Raw genomic sequence first — 16,498 nt, forward strand, 5'->3', positions numbered from 1 at the left:
GGCCTTAGTCCCAGATCCCCTTGCGGGCGCCATTTAGCGGGAAACCACTAAACGCTCTCGTGTTTAGATTTCGTTGTTTACGCGTTTGTTTGCCAACACGACCGTATCATTATCTGGCACGGTAATGCGTTTGACCTCAGCACCTAAGGCGGTCAGCTTCTTATGGAAGTCGTAATAGCCGCGATCTAAGTATTTGAGATTAGTGACTTGCGTATAACCATCCGCAACCAAGCCCGCCAAAACCAACGCGGCGGCGGCACGGAGATCAGTCGCTGCGACTTCGGCCCCGTTAAAGTCAGTTGGGCCGTGCATGACAACTGTTCGGCCACTGATTTGGAATTGCGCGTTCATCCGCCGGAGTTCCTCCAAGTGCATAAAGCGGTTTTCAAAAACCGTTTCAGTCATGGTGCTAGTCCCCTCAGCTGCGAGCTGCAGAATGGTCATCTGCGGCTGCATGTCCGTGGGAAAACCTGGATATGGCATGGTCTTCACGTCAGTTGGGCGTAAAGTCTTCGGGCCAATGACCCGGACCCCGCCAGCTTCTTCCGTGACTTGCACACCCATTTCTTGTAACTTGGAAATCAGGGGCTTGTTATGTTCAACGATACCGTCCTTGATCAAGACGTTCCCTTGCGTCAACGCTGCAGCCACCATGAAAGTGCCGGCTTCGATGCGGTCTTGAACCACGTTATGGTCGGTTCCGTGCATGGCAGAGACTCCATCGATCCGTAACGTTTCGGTCCCCGCACCCCGAACGTGAGCGCCCATTTTATTCAAAATGTTAGCGAGGTCCACAATTTCGGGTTCGCGCGCCACGTTATCGATTTCAGTGGTTCCCTGTGCTAAGCAAGCCGCCATCATGATGTTTTGGGTCGCTCCCACACTCGGAAAGTCAAGGTAAATGTGGCTTCCCGTCAGGTGATCGGCAAACGCCTCAATGTACCCATCATGTTGTTCGATGCGGGCACCCAAAGCTTGCAGGCCCTTCAGGTGTAAGTCGATCGGTCGCGTCCCAATTGCGCATCCGCCAGGCAATGCCACCCGGGCATGACCCAAGCGGGCCAGGAGTGGTCCCATCACGACAATCGAGGCCCGCATCTTCGACACATACTCAAAGGGCGCTTCACTCGACAGTTGCTTCGTCGCATCAATCGTGATTTGTCGCTTTGCTTCATCAAAGTCCACACTTAAATTCAAGAAGCGTAGAACTTTATTCATTGTGTAAACGTCAGATAGAACCGGAACATTTGCTAAATGCGTAATCCCATCACGGGCTAGAATCGACGCTGCCAAAATGGGCAACACGGCATTCTTTGCTCCTTCGATTTGAACTACACCAGATAAGCGGTTCCCACCATGAACAATGATTTTTTCCATGGGATACCTCCAGAGATTTTTTATAGGTCTACGCTACCGTACGAGATAGCCCAGATTACGAACATTATCAATGAAGTCCAAGAAGAATGAACTGCAGCCAAAACCGACCGCCACCGCGAGCATTACAATCAATACGCGGGCCTGCCGGGGATAAAACGGCATTAACCGTTCAATGTGTAACGCAGAAATCGACCAAAAGGCCAATGCGATGAAGCATAGGTGACTCGTAATGGTTAAGATGCCTTGGATACCTAGTAACTTCATTCGCTCAATCCTTCCCGAACATTCCCATTAACTATAGCATAATTTATGCACGCTGTCCCTTGGAATTCCCTTAAAACGCCCAGTTGTAATATTACATTTATCCACTAGTGATTTAGCGGCGACGCCATTGCCGCAAAAAAACGGTAATCTCCCACATGGAGATTACCGTTTCATAAGAGACGTTTAAATTATGACGCCTAGTGCTTGGCAACATTGATCCGGTTGACCGCTCGCCGCAAAGCCACCTGGGCCCGTGCCAAATTATCAGCATCGTGCGCAGATTGAGCCTGCTTGATCGATTTCTCGGCGCGTTGCCGGGCATTTTCGGCCCGGGCAACGTCAATGTCATCTTGACGTTCCGCACTGTCAGCAACAATGGTAGCCGTATTGTTCGAGAATTCGAGAAAACCACCGTTGACGGCGATTTTGTCCTCAGTATCATCATGCTTGACCCGGACCACGTCAACCTCCAAAGAAGAGATGACGGGCACGTGGTTAGGCATGATCCCGAGTTGCCCCAGCTTGGTCGTTACGGCCAAGAAGGTGCCATCGTTATCATAGACACGACCATCGGGAGTGACGATACTAACGGATAGAACTGATGAATTATCAGCCAATTAGAATCCCTCCCTAGTTGTTTTCGAGCGATTCGTTCATTTGCTTAGCCTTAGCGACGGCGTCTTCGATACTCCCACAGTTCCGGAAGGCATCTTCTGGCAGGTCGTCGTACTTCCCGTCTAAGATAGCCTTGAAACTCCGAATGGTATCTTCCAACTTCACGTACTTTCCGTCCAAGCCCGTAAACTGAGAAGCCACGGAGAACGGTTGCGACAAGAAGAACTGAATGCGCCGAGCCCGGTTAACAATCGTTTGTTCTTCTTCAGACAGTTCATCCATCCCTAAGATGGAGATAATGTCTTGGAGTTCGTGATAGCGTTGTAAGACGTGTTGCACACTCGTCGCCACGTCATAGTGCTCTTGGCCGATAATTTCTGGGGCCAGAGCCGTTGACGTCGAAGCCAATGGGTCCACGGCGGGATAAATCCCTTGTTGCGTTAAAGAACGTTCCAAGTTAGTCGTGGCATCCAAATGGGCGAAAGTCGTCGCTGGCGCTGGGTCGGTGTAGTCATCGGCTGGGACATAGACGGCTTGAATCGAGGTGATAGACCCCTTCTTCGTCGACGTAATCCGTTCCTGTAACTGACCCATTTCAGTGGCCAACGTTGGTTGGTACCCAACGGCTGAAGGAATCCGACCTAACAGGGCGGAAACTTCAGAACCAGCTTGCGTAAACCGGAAGATGTTGTCGATAAACAACAGCACATCTTGGCCCTTAACATCCCGGAAGTATTCCGCGATGGTTAAGCCGGTCAAGGCAACCCGCATCCGGGCACCAGGTGGTTCGTTCATTTGTCCGTAAACCATGGCGGTTTGCTTCAAAACGCCGGACCCCTTCATTTCCCAGTACATATCGTTACCTTCACGGGTCCGTTCACCAACACCGGTGAAGACGGAAATCCCGTTATGGCCCTGGGCAATATTATGAATTAATTCTTGAATTAAAACGGTCTTACCAACACCGGCACCACCGAACAACCCAATCTTCCCACCACGAACGTAAGGTTCGAGTAAGTCAATGACCTTGATTCCCGTTTCCAGGATTTCGGTCGTTGGGTTTAATTCGTCATACTTTGGTGCGTCACGGTGAATTGGCATCCGTTCAGCATCCGGACCAAATTCGGCGCCGCCGTCGATTGGATCCCCTAAAACGTTGAACACCCGACCTAACGTGTCGTCACCAACGGGAACAGAAATAGAAGCTTTGGTGTTTTCTACTTCCATGCCCCGGCGAAGACCATCGGTCCCGTCCATGGCAATCGTCCGCATGACCCCGTCACCTAATTCCAAGGCAACTTCGGTCACAAGCGCACTACCATCATCTTTTTTGATGTTTAAGGCGGTGTTGATATCAGGTAATTCATCGTTTAATGGGAATTCAACGTCAACGACTGGTCCGATAACTTGAACAACTTTACCAGTACTCATTATTCGTTAATTCCTCCCGTCATTAGTTCTTTAAGGCTTCTTGCCCACCGGTAATTTCGGTGATTTCAGTGGTGATCGCCGCTTGACGTGCACGATTATAGTGCAGTTGCAACGTCCCAATCAAATCATCGGCATTATCAGTGGCCGATTGCATCGCATTCGTACTGGATGCGTGTTCAGAAGTCTTAGCGTCCAGAATGGCACCATAAACTAAGCTTTCCGCGTATTGTGGTAAGACGACCTGCAACACTTCTTCTTCAGAAGGTTCCGTGTCGTACTCCGCCGTCAACGGCTTAGTTGGCGTGTCATTCGCAGCGTCGGTCGTTAAGGTTTCCTTATCGACCGGTAACATCTTTTCAGCCCGGAACCGGGATGAAATTCGGTTAACAAAGTGGTTGTAGCATACGAAGAGTTCATCGAACACTTCGTTATTGAACATCGTGGTGACCGTCTTGACGATTTCCCGAACTTCGTTGAATTCAGGCACGTCACTGACTCCCCGGTATTCATATGCGACATTGACCCCCCGCCGTTTGTAGAAGTCCGCACCGGTCCCCCCGACGGCTAAAATCATGTAGTCGTCTTGGTTGGGGGTCCGGTCGTCGATAAAGCGGTTAGCATCCCGTAGGATACTGCTGTTGTAGCTCCCCACCATACCACGATCAGAGGTAATGACCAGATAAGCGGTCTTCTTCACTGGACGGTCTGACTGCAGGTTGCTTGAGGAATTATCCAACAGATGAGACTGCGAAAGGTGCATCACAACCGCTTTGACCTTCGACACGTAGTCTTGGTAACCGGTCGTATGTTTCTGAATCTTATTTAACTTCGCCGTCGAGACCATTTGCATGGCCGCCGTAATTTGGCGGGTCGCCTTGGTCGAGTTAATCCGACGCTGAACGTCATGAATCGATTCAGCCATTGTTCCTCACCATCCTTCCTTCAAGCAATCTTAGTTTTCAGAGTTAGTTGCGGCTTCGTCATCGTGCTTGGACGGTTGGAAAGTCTGGTCGAATTCTTTGATTGCGTCTTCGAGCGCGTCGCCTTCTGGCAAGTTCCCCGTCTTCGTAATCGTGTCTTCGATGTCCTTGTGCGAACTGTCCATGAAGTCGAATAATTCGTTTTGGTAACGCAGAACGTCTTCCACGGCTAACTTGTCGAGGTGACTGTGCGTCAACGCAAACAGAATGATAACTTCCTTAGCTACGGGGACGGCTTCATGCAAGCCTTGCTTCAAGACTTCCACGGTCCGTGCCCCACGCGCTAACTTCGCTTGGGTGGCCGCATCCAAATCAGAACCAAATTGAGCGAAGGATTCCAGTTCCTTGTAGGAGGACAAGTCCAACCGCAAGGTCCCGGCAACCTTCTTCATGGCTTTGATTTGGGCGTCCCCACCAACCCGGGAAACAGACGTCCCGGCATCCATGGCTGGCCGAACCCCAGAATAGAACGAATCACTATTCAAGAAGATTTGACCATCGGTGATGGAAATAACGTTGGTTGGGATATAAGCCGCCACGTCACCAGCCTTGGTTTCAATGATTGGTAAGGCGGTCATCGACCCCCCACCTAAGTCATCGTTCAACTTCGCAGCCCGTTCCAACAAACGAGAGTGGGTATAGAAGATATCACCAGGGTAAGCTTCACGACCTGGTGGCCGCCGAAGAATCAATGAAAGTTCACGATAAGCATCGGCTTGCTTGGTTAAATCATCATAAACGATCAACACGTGCTTGCCGTTGAACATGAACTCTTCACCCATCGCTGCCCCAGCATATGGCGCAACGTACAGTAATGGCGCTGGGTCGGAAGGACCGGCCGAAACGACAATCGTGTAATCCATCGCACCAAACTTTTGCAACGTGTTGACTTGGGCCCGAACCGTAGATTCCTTTTGCCCAATGGCTACGTAGATACAAATCATGTTTTGACCCTTTTGGTTAATGATCGTATCCAACGCAATGGAACTCTTCCCGGTCTTCCGGTCACCAATGATTAATTCACGTTGACCACGTCCAATTGGAACCAAAGCATCGATGGCCTTAATCCCGGTTTGTAGAGGTTCGTTAACCCCTTGCCGGTCCATAACACCCGGTGCCTTATGTTCGATTGGCCGTGTCTTATCAGTTTTAATGTCCCCCTTGCCATCAATTGGTTGGCCTAACGGGTTCAATACCCGGCCAATTAATTGATCTCCAACGGGAACTTCCATGATTCGACCAGTCCGCTTAACGGTGTCGCCTTCAGTGATTCCAGTAAAATCACCAAGAACAACGATACCAACGTCACTAGTTTCGAGGTTTTGGACCATCCCATAAACCCCGTTATCAAACAAAAGCAGCTCACCTTGTAAGGCGTTGTCCAAGCCGTGGGCCCGGGCAACCCCATCACCAACATAAGTTACCGTACCAGTTTCTTCAACTGAGAGTTCATCTTTGTAGCTTTCTAATTGTTGCTTAATTAGAGTACTGATTTCCTCAGCTTTAATGCTCATGAAAGTTTCACCTCTTTACCTACAGATTTATTATGCCAACAGTCGACGCCGCAACTTGTTGATTTTCGTCTTAAGACTGCCATCAAGGATCATGCCGGCGGATTCGACAATCACACCGCCCAAGATCGTTGGGTCGACCTGACTGTTTAAAATAACTTTCTGAGCACCAACTCGTTGCGCGTAAGCCGTCGAGATTTGATCTTTTTGCTCAGCAGAAAGATCAATCGCCGTAGTTACGTGGGCATAAACAATGTGGTGCTTTTCGTCGTACAAGCTTTGAAACTGATTAACGATGGCGACCATGGCGTCCATACGCCCGTAGTCGTAGACCATGTGAATCAGGTTCTGAATGTAAGGCGAAGCTTGTTCGGCCAATTGGTCGACCAGTTTTTCGCGATCTGCCGCTTGTAAACTAGCGTCTGAGAGTACAGTACCCAATTGTGGGTTGTCCTGGAAGACACGTCGAAGCTCCTGAAGTTCAGCATAGCCGTCCTCCAGTTGGTCTTTTTCGGACAACAATTCAAATAATGCGCGTGCGTAGCGCTTAGCTACGGTTGTCCTATCAAGACTCATGATGCTTCCCCAACCCTTCAATGTAAGAATCAATCAATGCCTTTTGGTCATCAGCGTTTAATTCTCTTTGAATGATCTTGGAAGCAATCTCAATAGATAGGTCCGCCACATCGTTGCGCGCACCAGCTAAAGCGTCTTCACGTTCTTGATCAATATCCTTTTGGGCATTGGTCTTTAACGTTTGGGCATCAGTTTGCGCTTGGGCCACGATTTGGTCACGTTGTTGTTGACCATTCGTCTTGGCATCTTGAACGATCGTTTGGGCTTCACCCCGGGACGCATTCAACGCTGCTTGGCGTTTTTCAACTAAGCTCGCGGCATCGCTCCGTGACTTTTCCGCAGAATCAATATCGTTCGAAATTTTGTCGGCCCGATCTTGCATCATCTTCGTGACTGGCTTCCAAGCCAAAACCTTAACCACCCATAATAAGAGGATAAAGCAAATCGCGTAGAATAGTGAGTCACCAAAGTATAATGAAGAACCAACTACTAAATGTGAGAGCATCTATTGACACCTCCTTTTACTGTCAAATAATGAGAAATAAGTTCAACTACTTGTTCATAACCATTAAGGCCACAACGAAGGCGATGATTGGCATAGCTTCAACTAACCCAACACCGATGAACATGTTCGTCCGTAATTGACCTGACAGTTCAGGCTGACGTGACATACCTTCAAGCATCTTTGAAATAACGATACCATCACCGACACCACCACCGATAGCGGCTCCGGCCATAGCAATACCAGCTGCAATAGCTCCCATAATTCGTGTTTCCTCCTTAAATTTAAAAAAATACGTTTATTCCTCAACTTCGAGCTTTTGAGAAATATAAACTGACGACAACGTGACAAAGACGAACGCCTGGATGGCCCCCAAGAATGCAGAGAACCCTTGCCAGACCATTTCAATTGGAATCGCGACAATCATTGTCACTAGGCCGTGTGACGTTGCCAAGCCCCAGATGAGCTTAAGCAACATTTCACCAGAGAAGATTACCCCAAAGATACGAAGACCTAACGTCAGGAAATTTGTGAATTCTTCGAAGATACTAATTGGCAACCAAACAACGAACGGCTTGAGGTAGTTCGCAAAATGCTTCTTGTACCCCAGCTTTTGGACACCTGAGAATTGTGCAATCATTAACGTCATCAGCGAGAACGTCAACGTGACGATTGGGTCAGACGTTGGACTGCGGACAACCGTTGCACCATTAGGCATTGCCAATTGGATAAATAGCCCCAGTTGGTTAGACAGGAAAAGGAACAGAAACAGGGTAAACCCGTAAAGTCCAAATCCACTCACCTCATTGGAAGGAATTGATCCCTTCAAAATTCCGTTGGTAAATTCAATCAGCCATTCCAGAAAGTTTTGTCCCTTAGTTGGCTTCATGGCTAAATGCCGTGAGGTAAAGAAGACCACTGCCAAGACTAATAGAAAAACCACTAACCCAGAGACGACATTTGCGGTACTAAATGTCAATCCCAGAAATTGGAAGGTCGAAACTGGACCATCATTCACCGAATATCACCTCTTTTCACACTATATGAACGTATCCCTCAACAATGTAGCGACCGGCAAAACCCGCTAAACTCTTGAAGTTTACGGAATAGCGAACGAAGCGAGTGCTCCATTCAAATACACAGGACATGATACCACCAATCCTCGTAAAAAACAAAACAAATTTCACGAAAATATCACACCACTGTAACCTTCGACAAAAAGCGTAATCTAGGGCCATCCCGGGGATGCGACCGCTTCCATATGCTAATTGCGTGCGCAATCAGCAAAAATATTTGCGATTTTTTCGTGGCCCCCAACTTCCCGTCTAAATCGGGCCACCCCGTGCAGTCACAAAAAGGGTCTGGAAATCGCCTTCCAGGCCCTTCATATCATATTATTTGGTCCCAAACAACCGGTCACCGGCATCCCCTAAACCAGGCACAATATAACCGTCCTCGTTCAGGTGGTCGTCTAATGCGGCCGTATAGATATCGATATCTGGGTGCTTAGCTTGTAAGGCTTTGACCCCTTCTGGTGCCGAAACCAAGCAAACAAACTTAATGTTGCTGGCGCCACGCTTCTTTAACGCGTCGATCGCCATAATGGCTGATCCACCGGTGGCAAGCATCGGGTCGACCACAAAGACTTGCCGTTGGTCAATATCTGACGGCAACTTAACAAAGTATTCATGAGGCTGCAGGGTCTGTTCGTCACGGTACATCCCAATGTGTCCCACCTTAGCGGCCGGGATCAACTCCAAAATACCATCTACCATACCAATACCGGCCCGCAGAATCGGCACGATGGCCACTTTCTTACCGGCTAATTCTTTCGCCGTCATTTTTGCGACTGGCGTCTCAATTTCCTTGTCCTGTAGTGGCATATCACGAGAGACCTCGTAAGCCATTAACGTCGAGATTTCGTTAACGACTTCCCGAAAACTGCGAGTCCCGCAGTTTTTGTTACGAATAATCGTTAATTTATGCTGAATCAGCGGATGGTCGAGAACTTGAAACTTCCCCATGAATAAACGCTCCTTTATTATTTCTTACAATTGTACCATTATCTAAGGCTCGATACCGCACTTTTTGTGAATGAAATCGCTTTTTCATTGTTTTTTATGCGAACTAACGGCTATGATCTCACTTGAAAGTGACTAAAAGGCCCCCAGGCATCACGCCGGGGGCCCCTAAAAATCATTTAGTCCTGAATTAAGCTTGAGTTGGGTCAAAGTGGACCTGCCCCGCCGATTTGTTGAGTCGGTTCATGTAAGCTGAACCCAGCCCATCGTCGGCAAATCCCTGGGTCAGGATGCCCTTCACGGATGATTCCGGGTCAAAGTGTCGCAATCCCGCAAACAAGCGGTGACTAGCGCTACTTAGGTCTTGACCTAATGAATAAGCCTCAACGTTAGTCGGCAATTGATGAGCCGCTAAAACGTTGTCGAGGGCCATTACCCCGATTGAATAGTCCTGCGCTTGGGCCCACTTGAAAGCCGCGTCCCAATCCGTCTCGTGATCGACGATGTAGACTTGGGCGTCCGGCGCATAGTGCTTATATTTCATCCCCGGTGCCTTGGGAACTTCAGTCTTACCCACTTTGTGGTGGTTCGACCGTACTTGACCGATAACTGGCTCCAGATCCGCTTCAGTTACAGCCCCCGGCCGCAAAATCGTTGGCACGTCTGCCGTTAGGTCGAGGATGGTCGATTCAACCCCGACTTGGGCGGGCCCATCGTCCACGATACCGGCAATCTTACCCTTTAAATCGTGATAGACGTGTTCCGCTAACGTGGGGCTAGGTTTTCCTGAGGTGTTCGCCGAAGGCCCCACTAGCGGCACGCCAGCCGCTTGAATCAGATTCAACGTGGTCTGGTTAGCCGGGTTCCGGAAAGCCGCGGTTTTCAAGCCCCCGGTGACTGCCTGAGAAAGGGCGTTTGGTTGGAGATTCAAAATCAACGTCAATGACCCCGGCCAAAAGGCCTTCATCAACGCCTGAGCTTTGGTGGACAACGGTTGGGCATACTGTTCCACCATCGCCGGTCCGGTCACCGTAACGATCAACGGATTATCACTCGGCCGACCCTTGGCCGCGTAAACTTGTTTGACTGCCGCTTCGTTCGTTGCGTCGGCCCCTAAGCCGTAAACCGTTTCGGTCGGAAATGACACGAGTTGGCCCGCACGCAGAAGCGCTGCGGCCGCCTCGACTTGATTTGGTTTAAAAATTTTTGTTTCCATATTATTCTCCCATTATTCTGTAAGTTGGACCCGAACCATCCGGTCATGGCCGCTAAGGTCCTGGCGAATGGTCACTTGGGCCTTGGGTAATGCCGCTTCAAAAATGGCCCGGACCGCGGTGCCTTGCTGGTAGCCAAGTTCCGCAAAAAAGGTGCCGTGTGGCGTCAGGTAAGTGGGCAGATTCGCGGCAAAACGCCGGTAAAAGGCTAATCCGTGGTCAGCCGCAAACAACGCCGTTTGCGGTTCGTAGCGTTTGACGGACTCATCCATCGCGGCGAGTTCTGTATGGTCGATATACGGCGGGTTGGACACGATGAGGTCGAAATGTTGCCCCACCACCGGCGCGAACAAGTCACCACTGACGACCTTCACCTGGGGCGCTAACCTTAACGCATTCTGTTGCGCCACCGTTACCGCTGCTGGTGAAATGTCGGTACCAATCACCTGCCATTGTGGGCGTTCTGCCTTAAGCGTCACGGCGATTGCACCACTGCCGGTCCCCACATCGAGGACTGTTTGTGGGGTCTTCACCGTGGTCGTCAGAATCCATTCGACCAATTCTTCAGTTTCTTGCCGCGGAATCAACGTAGCCGCCGTGACGCGAAATTCTCGGCCGTAAAACGGCGCGTGGCCCAAGACATATTGGGCGGGTTCCCCCTGGGCCACCCGCGCTACCTGTTGCTGGTAAGTCGCCAATTGCGTTGCCGGAACCAGCTCGCGGTAGTGCTGGACCAGTTGGGTAAAGGTCCAGTTCTGGGTTTCTTGCCAAAGAAACTGGGCGGCACTTGGGTCCTGATCAGCCGCCGTTAAGGTCTGCTTTGCCGCCGTTAGTGCCGCCCAGTAAGTGATTGAACTACCCATTATTTTTAAGGTCTTCCAGCTTAGCCGCCTGGTCCGAGAGAATCAAGGCATCGATGATGTCGTCAAGTTCCCCGTTCATCACACGGTCCAATTTATTCAGTGTCAAACCGATTCGGTGATCCGTGACCCGGTTTTGCGGGTAATTATAAGTCCGAATCCGTTCGGAACGGTCCCCGGTCCCGATGGCCGACTTCCGTTCCGCGTTATAGGCACTTTCTTCCTGTTGTTTGTAGTAGTCGTAGACCCGCGCCTTTAAAATCTGCATGGCCTTCGCCCGGTTCTGTTGCTGTGACCGTTCGTCTTGCATGGCGACCACGATACCCGTTGGCAAGTGGGTCATCCGCACGGCCGACGAAGTTTTGTTGATGTGTTGGCCCCCAGCTCCAGAAGAGCGGTAAACGTCAGTCCGAATGTCCTTCGGGTCAATGTCGATGTCCACGTCCTGTTCTTCCGGCATCACGCCCACGGTCGCCGTACTGGTGTGGACCCGGCCGGCCGATTCGGTAACGGGCACCCGTTGGACCCGGTGTGCGCCGTTTTCGTACTTCAGTTTGGAGTAGACCTTGTCACCGGTGATCATCATGACAATTTCCTTAAAGCCCCCGACTTCGGTGGCGTTCTCGTCGATAATCTCCGTCTTCCAGCCTTGACGTTCGGCGTACTTAGAGTACATGCTAAAGAGGTCCGCGGCAAACAAGCTAGCTTCATCCCCACCGGCGGCCCCGTGAATTTCCATGATAATGTTCTTATCATCGTTCGGATCCTTTGGTAACAGTAAGACTTTGATCTCGTCTTCCAGCTTTTCCTTTTGGTCGTTCAAATCCTTGAGTTCATCCTTGACCATGCTCTCCATGTCATCATCAAGTTTCTCCCGTAGCAATTCGTCGTCATCCTTGATTTGCTTAGTGACACTTTGGTACTGGTGGTACTTCGCCACCGTATCCCGCAGTTCTCCCTCTTCCTTCGAAAGGGCCATGAACTTCTGCGTATCCGCGATGATTTCCGGATCACTGATCAATTCATTCAGCTCGTCGTAACGGTCTGCGACCGCCTGGAGCTTGTCAAACATTTCATCCATTTAGATTTAACCTCATTCCATTATTTTCCGATTTGATCCAACGGCGGGTTGAAATAGTGCCGTCGACAGACCGGGTAATAGGCTTCGTTCCCGCCAATCTGAACCTGTTCACCTTCGTAGACCGGCTGGCCTTCGTGAAAGCGCAAGTTCATGATGGCCTTCTTGGTACAAAACCAACAAATCGTCTTCATTTCTTCAATTTTATCCGCGTATAAAAGCAGGTACTTAGACCCTTCAAACAACTCGTTGCGAAAATCGTTTTTTAAGCCGAAGGTCATGACCGGAATCTGTAATTCATCCACGATCTTGGCCAACTGCAATACGTGCTGTTTGGTCAAAAACTGGGCCTCATCGATCAAGATACAATTGGCTTTAGGGTCCACCCGCAACACTTCTTGGTAAATATTCGTCGTTGCAAAGATTGGTTGCGCAGCGCGCTTCAACCCAATGCGACTGGCAATCGACCCGACCCCATCTCTGGTATCCAGGCCACTGGTCATAATGATGACGCGTTTTTGCTGCTCCTCGTAGTTATGGGCAACTTTTAAAATTTCAATTGACTTACCACTATTCATTGCACCGTACCGAAAAAAGAGCTGTGCCACGTTACTCCCACCTTTTTGACAGTTTCTAATCTATTATAGCTGATTACTAGGTAAAATTCGACTCGCGCGCAAGGAAACTTTTGACCATCCCGTTTGAAGGCGATTTAGCTCCAGTTTAAGCTTGATTTTTCTTGCATTTTCGCAAAGTTCAAGGTGTGCGCTCCCCTATTCTACCAAAAAATGCTAAAATTAACGTTTGAGGTTCAATCTAGTCTTGTTTAAGGAGCGAAATGTCCATGTCATTGCGAAGCGGTGTTGCCACTTTTGCGGGGAAATCATCTTACTGGTTTCTTCACACCTTCTTACACGGGGGAAGCTCTCTTCCGGGTAAGATCACGTTAAAATTAGATCCACAAATTCTCCGGTCCTTGGGAGCGAAGTACGATGTCATCGTCATTACCGGGACCAACGGGAAGACCTTGACCACCGCCCTGACTGTCTCGGTCTTACACGAGAAATATCCCGCGATTTTGACCAATCCGACGGGCTCCAACATGGAACAAGGAATCGTCACGACCTTTTTAAACGCCAAACGGCCTAAGACCGGGCGCCCACTTGCCGTGTTGGAAGTGGATGAAGCCAACGTGATCAAGGTCACCGAGTACATCCACCCCAAGGCCTTCGTTTTCACCAACATTTTCCGCGATCAAATGGACCGCTACGGTGAAATCTACACGACCTATCAAAAAATTCTTGACGGAGTAGCTTTGGCTCCCGAAGCTACCATCATCGCCAACGGGGACTCACCCATCTTTAATTCTAAACAATTACCCAATCCCATCCAATATTACGGTTTCGACGATCAGCCGGATCGCGACTTCAAAGCCAAGCCGAATACCGACGGGGTGCTTTGCCCCAACTGTCAACACATCCTACACTACCACTCGTTGACTTACAGTAACCAAGGCAAGTACTTCTGCCCGAACTGTGGCTTCCACCGGCCAGACCTGACTTATCGGCTAACTAAGCTAGGAGAACAGACCCCAACATCCTCACAGTTTGACCTGGATGGTCAGCCGTTCAAAATTTCTGTCGGTGGGACCTACAACATCTACAACGCCTTAGCCGCTTACGCTGTCGGTCGTTTTCTTGACGTAGCCCCCGAAAAGATCGCCCACGCTTTCACCGAAAACGCGCAGGTCTTTGGCCGTCAAGAAGTCATCAACGTCAACGGCAAACAGGTCACCATTGTACTGGTCAAGAATCCCGTGGGGTTAGACCAAGTGTTGCACATGATTGGGACCGACAAGCATCCCTTCTCGTTCGTGGGCTTGTTGAACGCCAACTACGCCGACGGAATCGATACCAGTTGGATCTGGGACGGCGACTTCGAACAGCTCGCCAACGCAAACATCCCCACATTTATCACCGGGGGTGAGCGGTACAAGGACATCACCTTCCGGCTGAAAGTCGCGGGTGTCCCCGATGACCGGCATATCGTTGAGCCAAGCTTGGAAAAGGTCGTCGACCGTATCCAGGAAGTGCCAACGGACCGGGTATACGTGCTCGCCACCTACACAGCGATGCTCCAGTTACGAAAGATTTTAGCTTCAAAGGGCTTCATTAAGGAGGGACTCGGCGTATGACTTATGAGTTGAACGTCGCCCATTTATACGGCGACTTGATGAACACGTACGGTGACATCGGTAATATTCTGGCGTTAAACTACTATGCCAAACAAATGGACGTCCACTTGAACGTCAAAGTCATCAGCCTGGAAGAAACGTTTCACGCCGCCGACTACGACTTAGCCTTCTTCGGTGGGGGTCAAGACTTTGAACAGACCATCGTCGCCCAAGATATCCAAACCAAAAAGGCCGAACTAATCAAGTTCATCGAATCCGGCGGTCCCCTACTCGCGATTTGTGGCGGTTTCCAATTACTAGGTCACTACTACATCGGAGCGGACGGTGAAAAGCTCCCAGGTATCGGGGCGTTAGACCACTACACCTTAGCGCAGGATCACAACCGGTTTATCGGTAACATTGTCATCAAGAACCAAGAGACCGGTGAGACCTACCACGGGTTTGAAAATCACCAGGGTCGAACCTTCATCGGCAAGGGCGAACGCCCGCTCGGCGATGTGGTCAAAGGTAAAGGGAATAACGGCGAAGACGGTACGGAAGGTGCCATCTACAAAAACGTCTACTGCTCTTACTTCCACGGTCCGATTTTGACCCGTAACGGCGACATTGCCAAACACTTACTAGTCGCCGCGTTGAAACGCAAGTTCCCAGACGACGACTTCAGTCAACAAGAAGCGTTGCCGATTCCAGCGACCTTCTAACCCTTAACTTTCACAATAAAGGCACCAAGTTCGCATTGAACTTGGTGCCTTTATTAGTCACTAGTTTTGTCACCGCCGCCCCTGTTTTTCAGCCAAATAAGTCCCTAAGACCGCGTTACGCTGATCCAGGTACGGTAGGTTCGGTGCCTTGGGGTGCACCCGGTTGGTCAAGAAAACCATGGCTTGCTGGGTAGCCGGATCGATGGCCAGATAGGTCCCGGTAAAGCCGGAGTGCCATAACACCCGGTGGGCTTGTGGCCACTGGGTCGCGGTCAATGCCCAGCCCAGCGACCGACCATCCTGACCCGTTGGCGTCCAATCAGCAATCAACCGGTGCACCCAGGTCGGGGGTAATACGCTGGCGAATTGCTCGGGGTGCCAGTAGGCCTGGCAGAACCGGACTAAATCGGCCACCGTGCTAAACAAGCCCGCCGATCCACACCGGCGTTGCAACACATACCCTTTGGGGTCGTGGACACTTCCCCGTACGAGACCGCGAGTGGCGGTTACCGCTGTCGGGATGCACGCTAACGGATCCGTCGGGGTAAAGGTGCTGTGCGTCATCCCCAGTGGATTTAGGACTCGCCGTTGCACGGCTACCTGCACGGGAACACCCAAAATAGCCTCGATGATCCAGCCCATAAAGATATAATTCACGTCGGCATAAACCATCTTGACGTTAAAGGTCGGCCCTACATGAAGGCCCAGCAAGGCCGCAGTCAAATCGGCCGCAGTCAATTGGTTTCGGTTCGGGATGTAGCCCGTGATACCCGACGTGTGGGTCAACAAATGGCGAATCGTAACCCGTGAGTCTCGAAAAGCCGGTAACCAAATTGTCACGGGGTCCTCTAGATGCAAGCGCCCCTGCGCCAAGAGTTGTAAGGTCACACTCAGCGTCCCCACGACCTTGGTCAATGACGCCACGTCATAGGTCATTCCCGCTCGTAACGGTTCAACTTGGGGTACCCAAGCCGCTTGGCCCATGACGCCACTCTCAACGCAATCGCCATCGACAAAGGCGTAACTCACCCCGGGAACCACCCGGTGCGCCACCAGTTGCCGTAAAGCCGCTTTCGTTGCCTGATAGGCCATCTAATCCCTTCCCTCTGGTTTCCATTTAACCGCAACCGGCTAGAAAACGCAACGCCGGGTCAAAAAAGGGAGCCCCGCTAGC

General features: G+C 50.5%; 18 protein-coding genes. 2 read left to right on the forward strand and 16 right to left on the reverse strand.

The features are described from left to right. Positions 1 to 63: 63 nt before the first annotated feature. The 15 genes from murA to DXH47_RS01510 all read right to left on the reverse strand — a co-directional run bounded on the left by murA (position 64) and on the right by DXH47_RS01510 (position 13,037). Positions 64 to 1,377, reverse strand: a complete 1,314-nt coding sequence (gene murA / locus DXH47_RS01440) for a UDP-N-acetylglucosamine 1-carboxyvinyltransferase (protein WP_129031311.1) — start codon at positions 1,375 to 1,377, stop codon at positions 64 to 66. A 33-nt stretch (positions 1,378 to 1,410) separates the two neighbouring features. Continuing rightward, the gene (locus DXH47_RS01445) at positions 1,411 to 1,641 is read right to left on the reverse strand and encodes a DUF1146 family protein (protein ID WP_129031312.1); all 231 of its coding nucleotides are present in this window, start codon (positions 1,639 to 1,641) and stop codon (positions 1,411 to 1,413) included. A gap of 197 nt (positions 1,642 to 1,838) precedes the next feature. Then, positions 1,839 to 2,258, reverse strand: coding sequence for a F0F1 ATP synthase subunit epsilon (locus DXH47_RS01450; protein WP_129031313.1), 420 nt, complete (start codon positions 2,256 to 2,258; stop codon positions 1,839 to 1,841). A 13-nt stretch (positions 2,259 to 2,271) separates the two neighbouring features. Then, positions 2,272 to 3,687, reverse strand: a complete 1,416-nt coding sequence (gene atpD / locus DXH47_RS01455) for a F0F1 ATP synthase subunit beta (protein ID WP_129031314.1) — start codon at positions 3,685 to 3,687, stop codon at positions 2,272 to 2,274. A gap of 22 nt (positions 3,688 to 3,709) precedes the next feature. Continuing rightward, positions 3,710 to 4,609, reverse strand: a complete 900-nt coding sequence (locus DXH47_RS01460; RefSeq protein WP_129031315.1) for a F0F1 ATP synthase subunit gamma — start codon at positions 4,607 to 4,609, stop codon at positions 3,710 to 3,712. Between the two features lie 30 nt (positions 4,610 to 4,639). After that, the gene (atpA, locus tag DXH47_RS01465; protein WP_129031316.1) at positions 4,640 to 6,181 is read right to left on the reverse strand and encodes a F0F1 ATP synthase subunit alpha; all 1,542 of its coding nucleotides are present in this window, start codon (positions 6,179 to 6,181) and stop codon (positions 4,640 to 4,642) included. 30 nt (positions 6,182 to 6,211) lie between these two features. Continuing rightward, entirely contained in the window at positions 6,212 to 6,754 is a 543-nt protein-coding gene (gene atpH, locus DXH47_RS01470) for an ATP synthase F1 subunit delta (protein ID WP_129031317.1), read from the reverse strand. Beyond that, positions 6,744 to 7,259, reverse strand: coding sequence for a F0F1 ATP synthase subunit B (atpF, locus tag DXH47_RS01475; RefSeq protein ID WP_129031318.1), 516 nt, complete (start codon positions 7,257 to 7,259; stop codon positions 6,744 to 6,746). Before atpF ends, atpH begins: the two co-directional genes overlap by 11 nt. Before the next feature lie 46 nt (positions 7,260 to 7,305). Further along, positions 7,306 to 7,518: a F0F1 ATP synthase subunit C gene (gene atpE / locus DXH47_RS01480; protein ID WP_024746921.1), complete on the reverse strand. Its 213-nt coding sequence runs from the start codon at positions 7,516 to 7,518 to the stop codon at positions 7,306 to 7,308. A gap of 36 nt (positions 7,519 to 7,554) precedes the next feature. After that, positions 7,555 to 8,274: a F0F1 ATP synthase subunit A gene (atpB, locus tag DXH47_RS01485; protein WP_129031319.1), complete on the reverse strand. Its 720-nt coding sequence runs from the start codon at positions 8,272 to 8,274 to the stop codon at positions 7,555 to 7,557. A gap of 376 nt (positions 8,275 to 8,650) precedes the next feature. Then, complete coding sequence (gene upp / locus DXH47_RS01490; protein ID WP_129031320.1) at positions 8,651 to 9,280, reverse strand: uracil phosphoribosyltransferase; 630 nt, start codon at positions 9,278 to 9,280, stop codon at positions 8,651 to 8,653. Positions 9,281 to 9,467: 187 nt separating this feature from the next. After that, positions 9,468 to 10,493 (reverse strand): L-threonylcarbamoyladenylate synthase, encoded by a 1,026-nt coding sequence (locus DXH47_RS01495; protein WP_129031321.1) that lies wholly within the window; start codon positions 10,491 to 10,493, stop codon positions 9,468 to 9,470. 12 nt (positions 10,494 to 10,505) lie between these two features. Then, on the reverse strand, positions 10,506 to 11,354 hold the full coding sequence (gene prmC / locus DXH47_RS01500; RefSeq protein WP_129031322.1) for a peptide chain release factor N(5)-glutamine methyltransferase: 849 nt from the start codon (positions 11,352 to 11,354) through the stop codon (positions 10,506 to 10,508). Beyond that, positions 11,347 to 12,432: a peptide chain release factor 1 gene (gene prfA / locus DXH47_RS01505; protein WP_129031323.1), complete on the reverse strand. Its 1,086-nt coding sequence runs from the start codon at positions 12,430 to 12,432 to the stop codon at positions 11,347 to 11,349. Before prfA ends, prmC begins: the two co-directional genes overlap by 8 nt. Positions 12,433 to 12,452: 20 nt before the next feature. Continuing rightward, positions 12,453 to 13,037, reverse strand: a complete 585-nt coding sequence (locus DXH47_RS01510; RefSeq protein ID WP_129031324.1) for a thymidine kinase — start codon at positions 13,035 to 13,037, stop codon at positions 12,453 to 12,455. Positions 13,038 to 13,273: 236 nt separating this feature from the next. Between DXH47_RS01510 and DXH47_RS01515 the strand changes: the two genes are divergently transcribed. Together DXH47_RS01515 and DXH47_RS01520 are read left to right on the forward strand one after the other, a co-directional pair. Next, the gene (locus DXH47_RS01515) at positions 13,274 to 14,623 is read left to right on the forward strand and encodes a Mur ligase family protein (protein ID WP_129031325.1); all 1,350 of its coding nucleotides are present in this window, start codon (positions 13,274 to 13,276) and stop codon (positions 14,621 to 14,623) included. Beyond that, positions 14,620 to 15,324: a type 1 glutamine amidotransferase gene (locus DXH47_RS01520; RefSeq protein ID WP_129031326.1), complete on the forward strand. Its 705-nt coding sequence runs from the start codon at positions 14,620 to 14,622 to the stop codon at positions 15,322 to 15,324. Before DXH47_RS01515 ends, DXH47_RS01520 begins: the two co-directional genes overlap by 4 nt. A 69-nt stretch (positions 15,325 to 15,393) precedes the next feature. Here the strand turns inward: DXH47_RS01520 and DXH47_RS01525 are convergent, their stop codons facing one another. Continuing rightward, complete coding sequence (locus DXH47_RS01525) at positions 15,394 to 16,416, reverse strand: serine hydrolase domain-containing protein (protein WP_129031327.1); 1,023 nt, start codon at positions 16,414 to 16,416, stop codon at positions 15,394 to 15,396. Positions 16,417 to 16,498: the final 82 nt, after the last annotated feature.

This window comes from Levilactobacillus suantsaii (assembly GCF_004115745.1).
In the GTDB taxonomy this organism is placed as follows: domain Bacteria; phylum Bacillota; class Bacilli; order Lactobacillales; family Lactobacillaceae; genus Levilactobacillus; species Levilactobacillus suantsaii.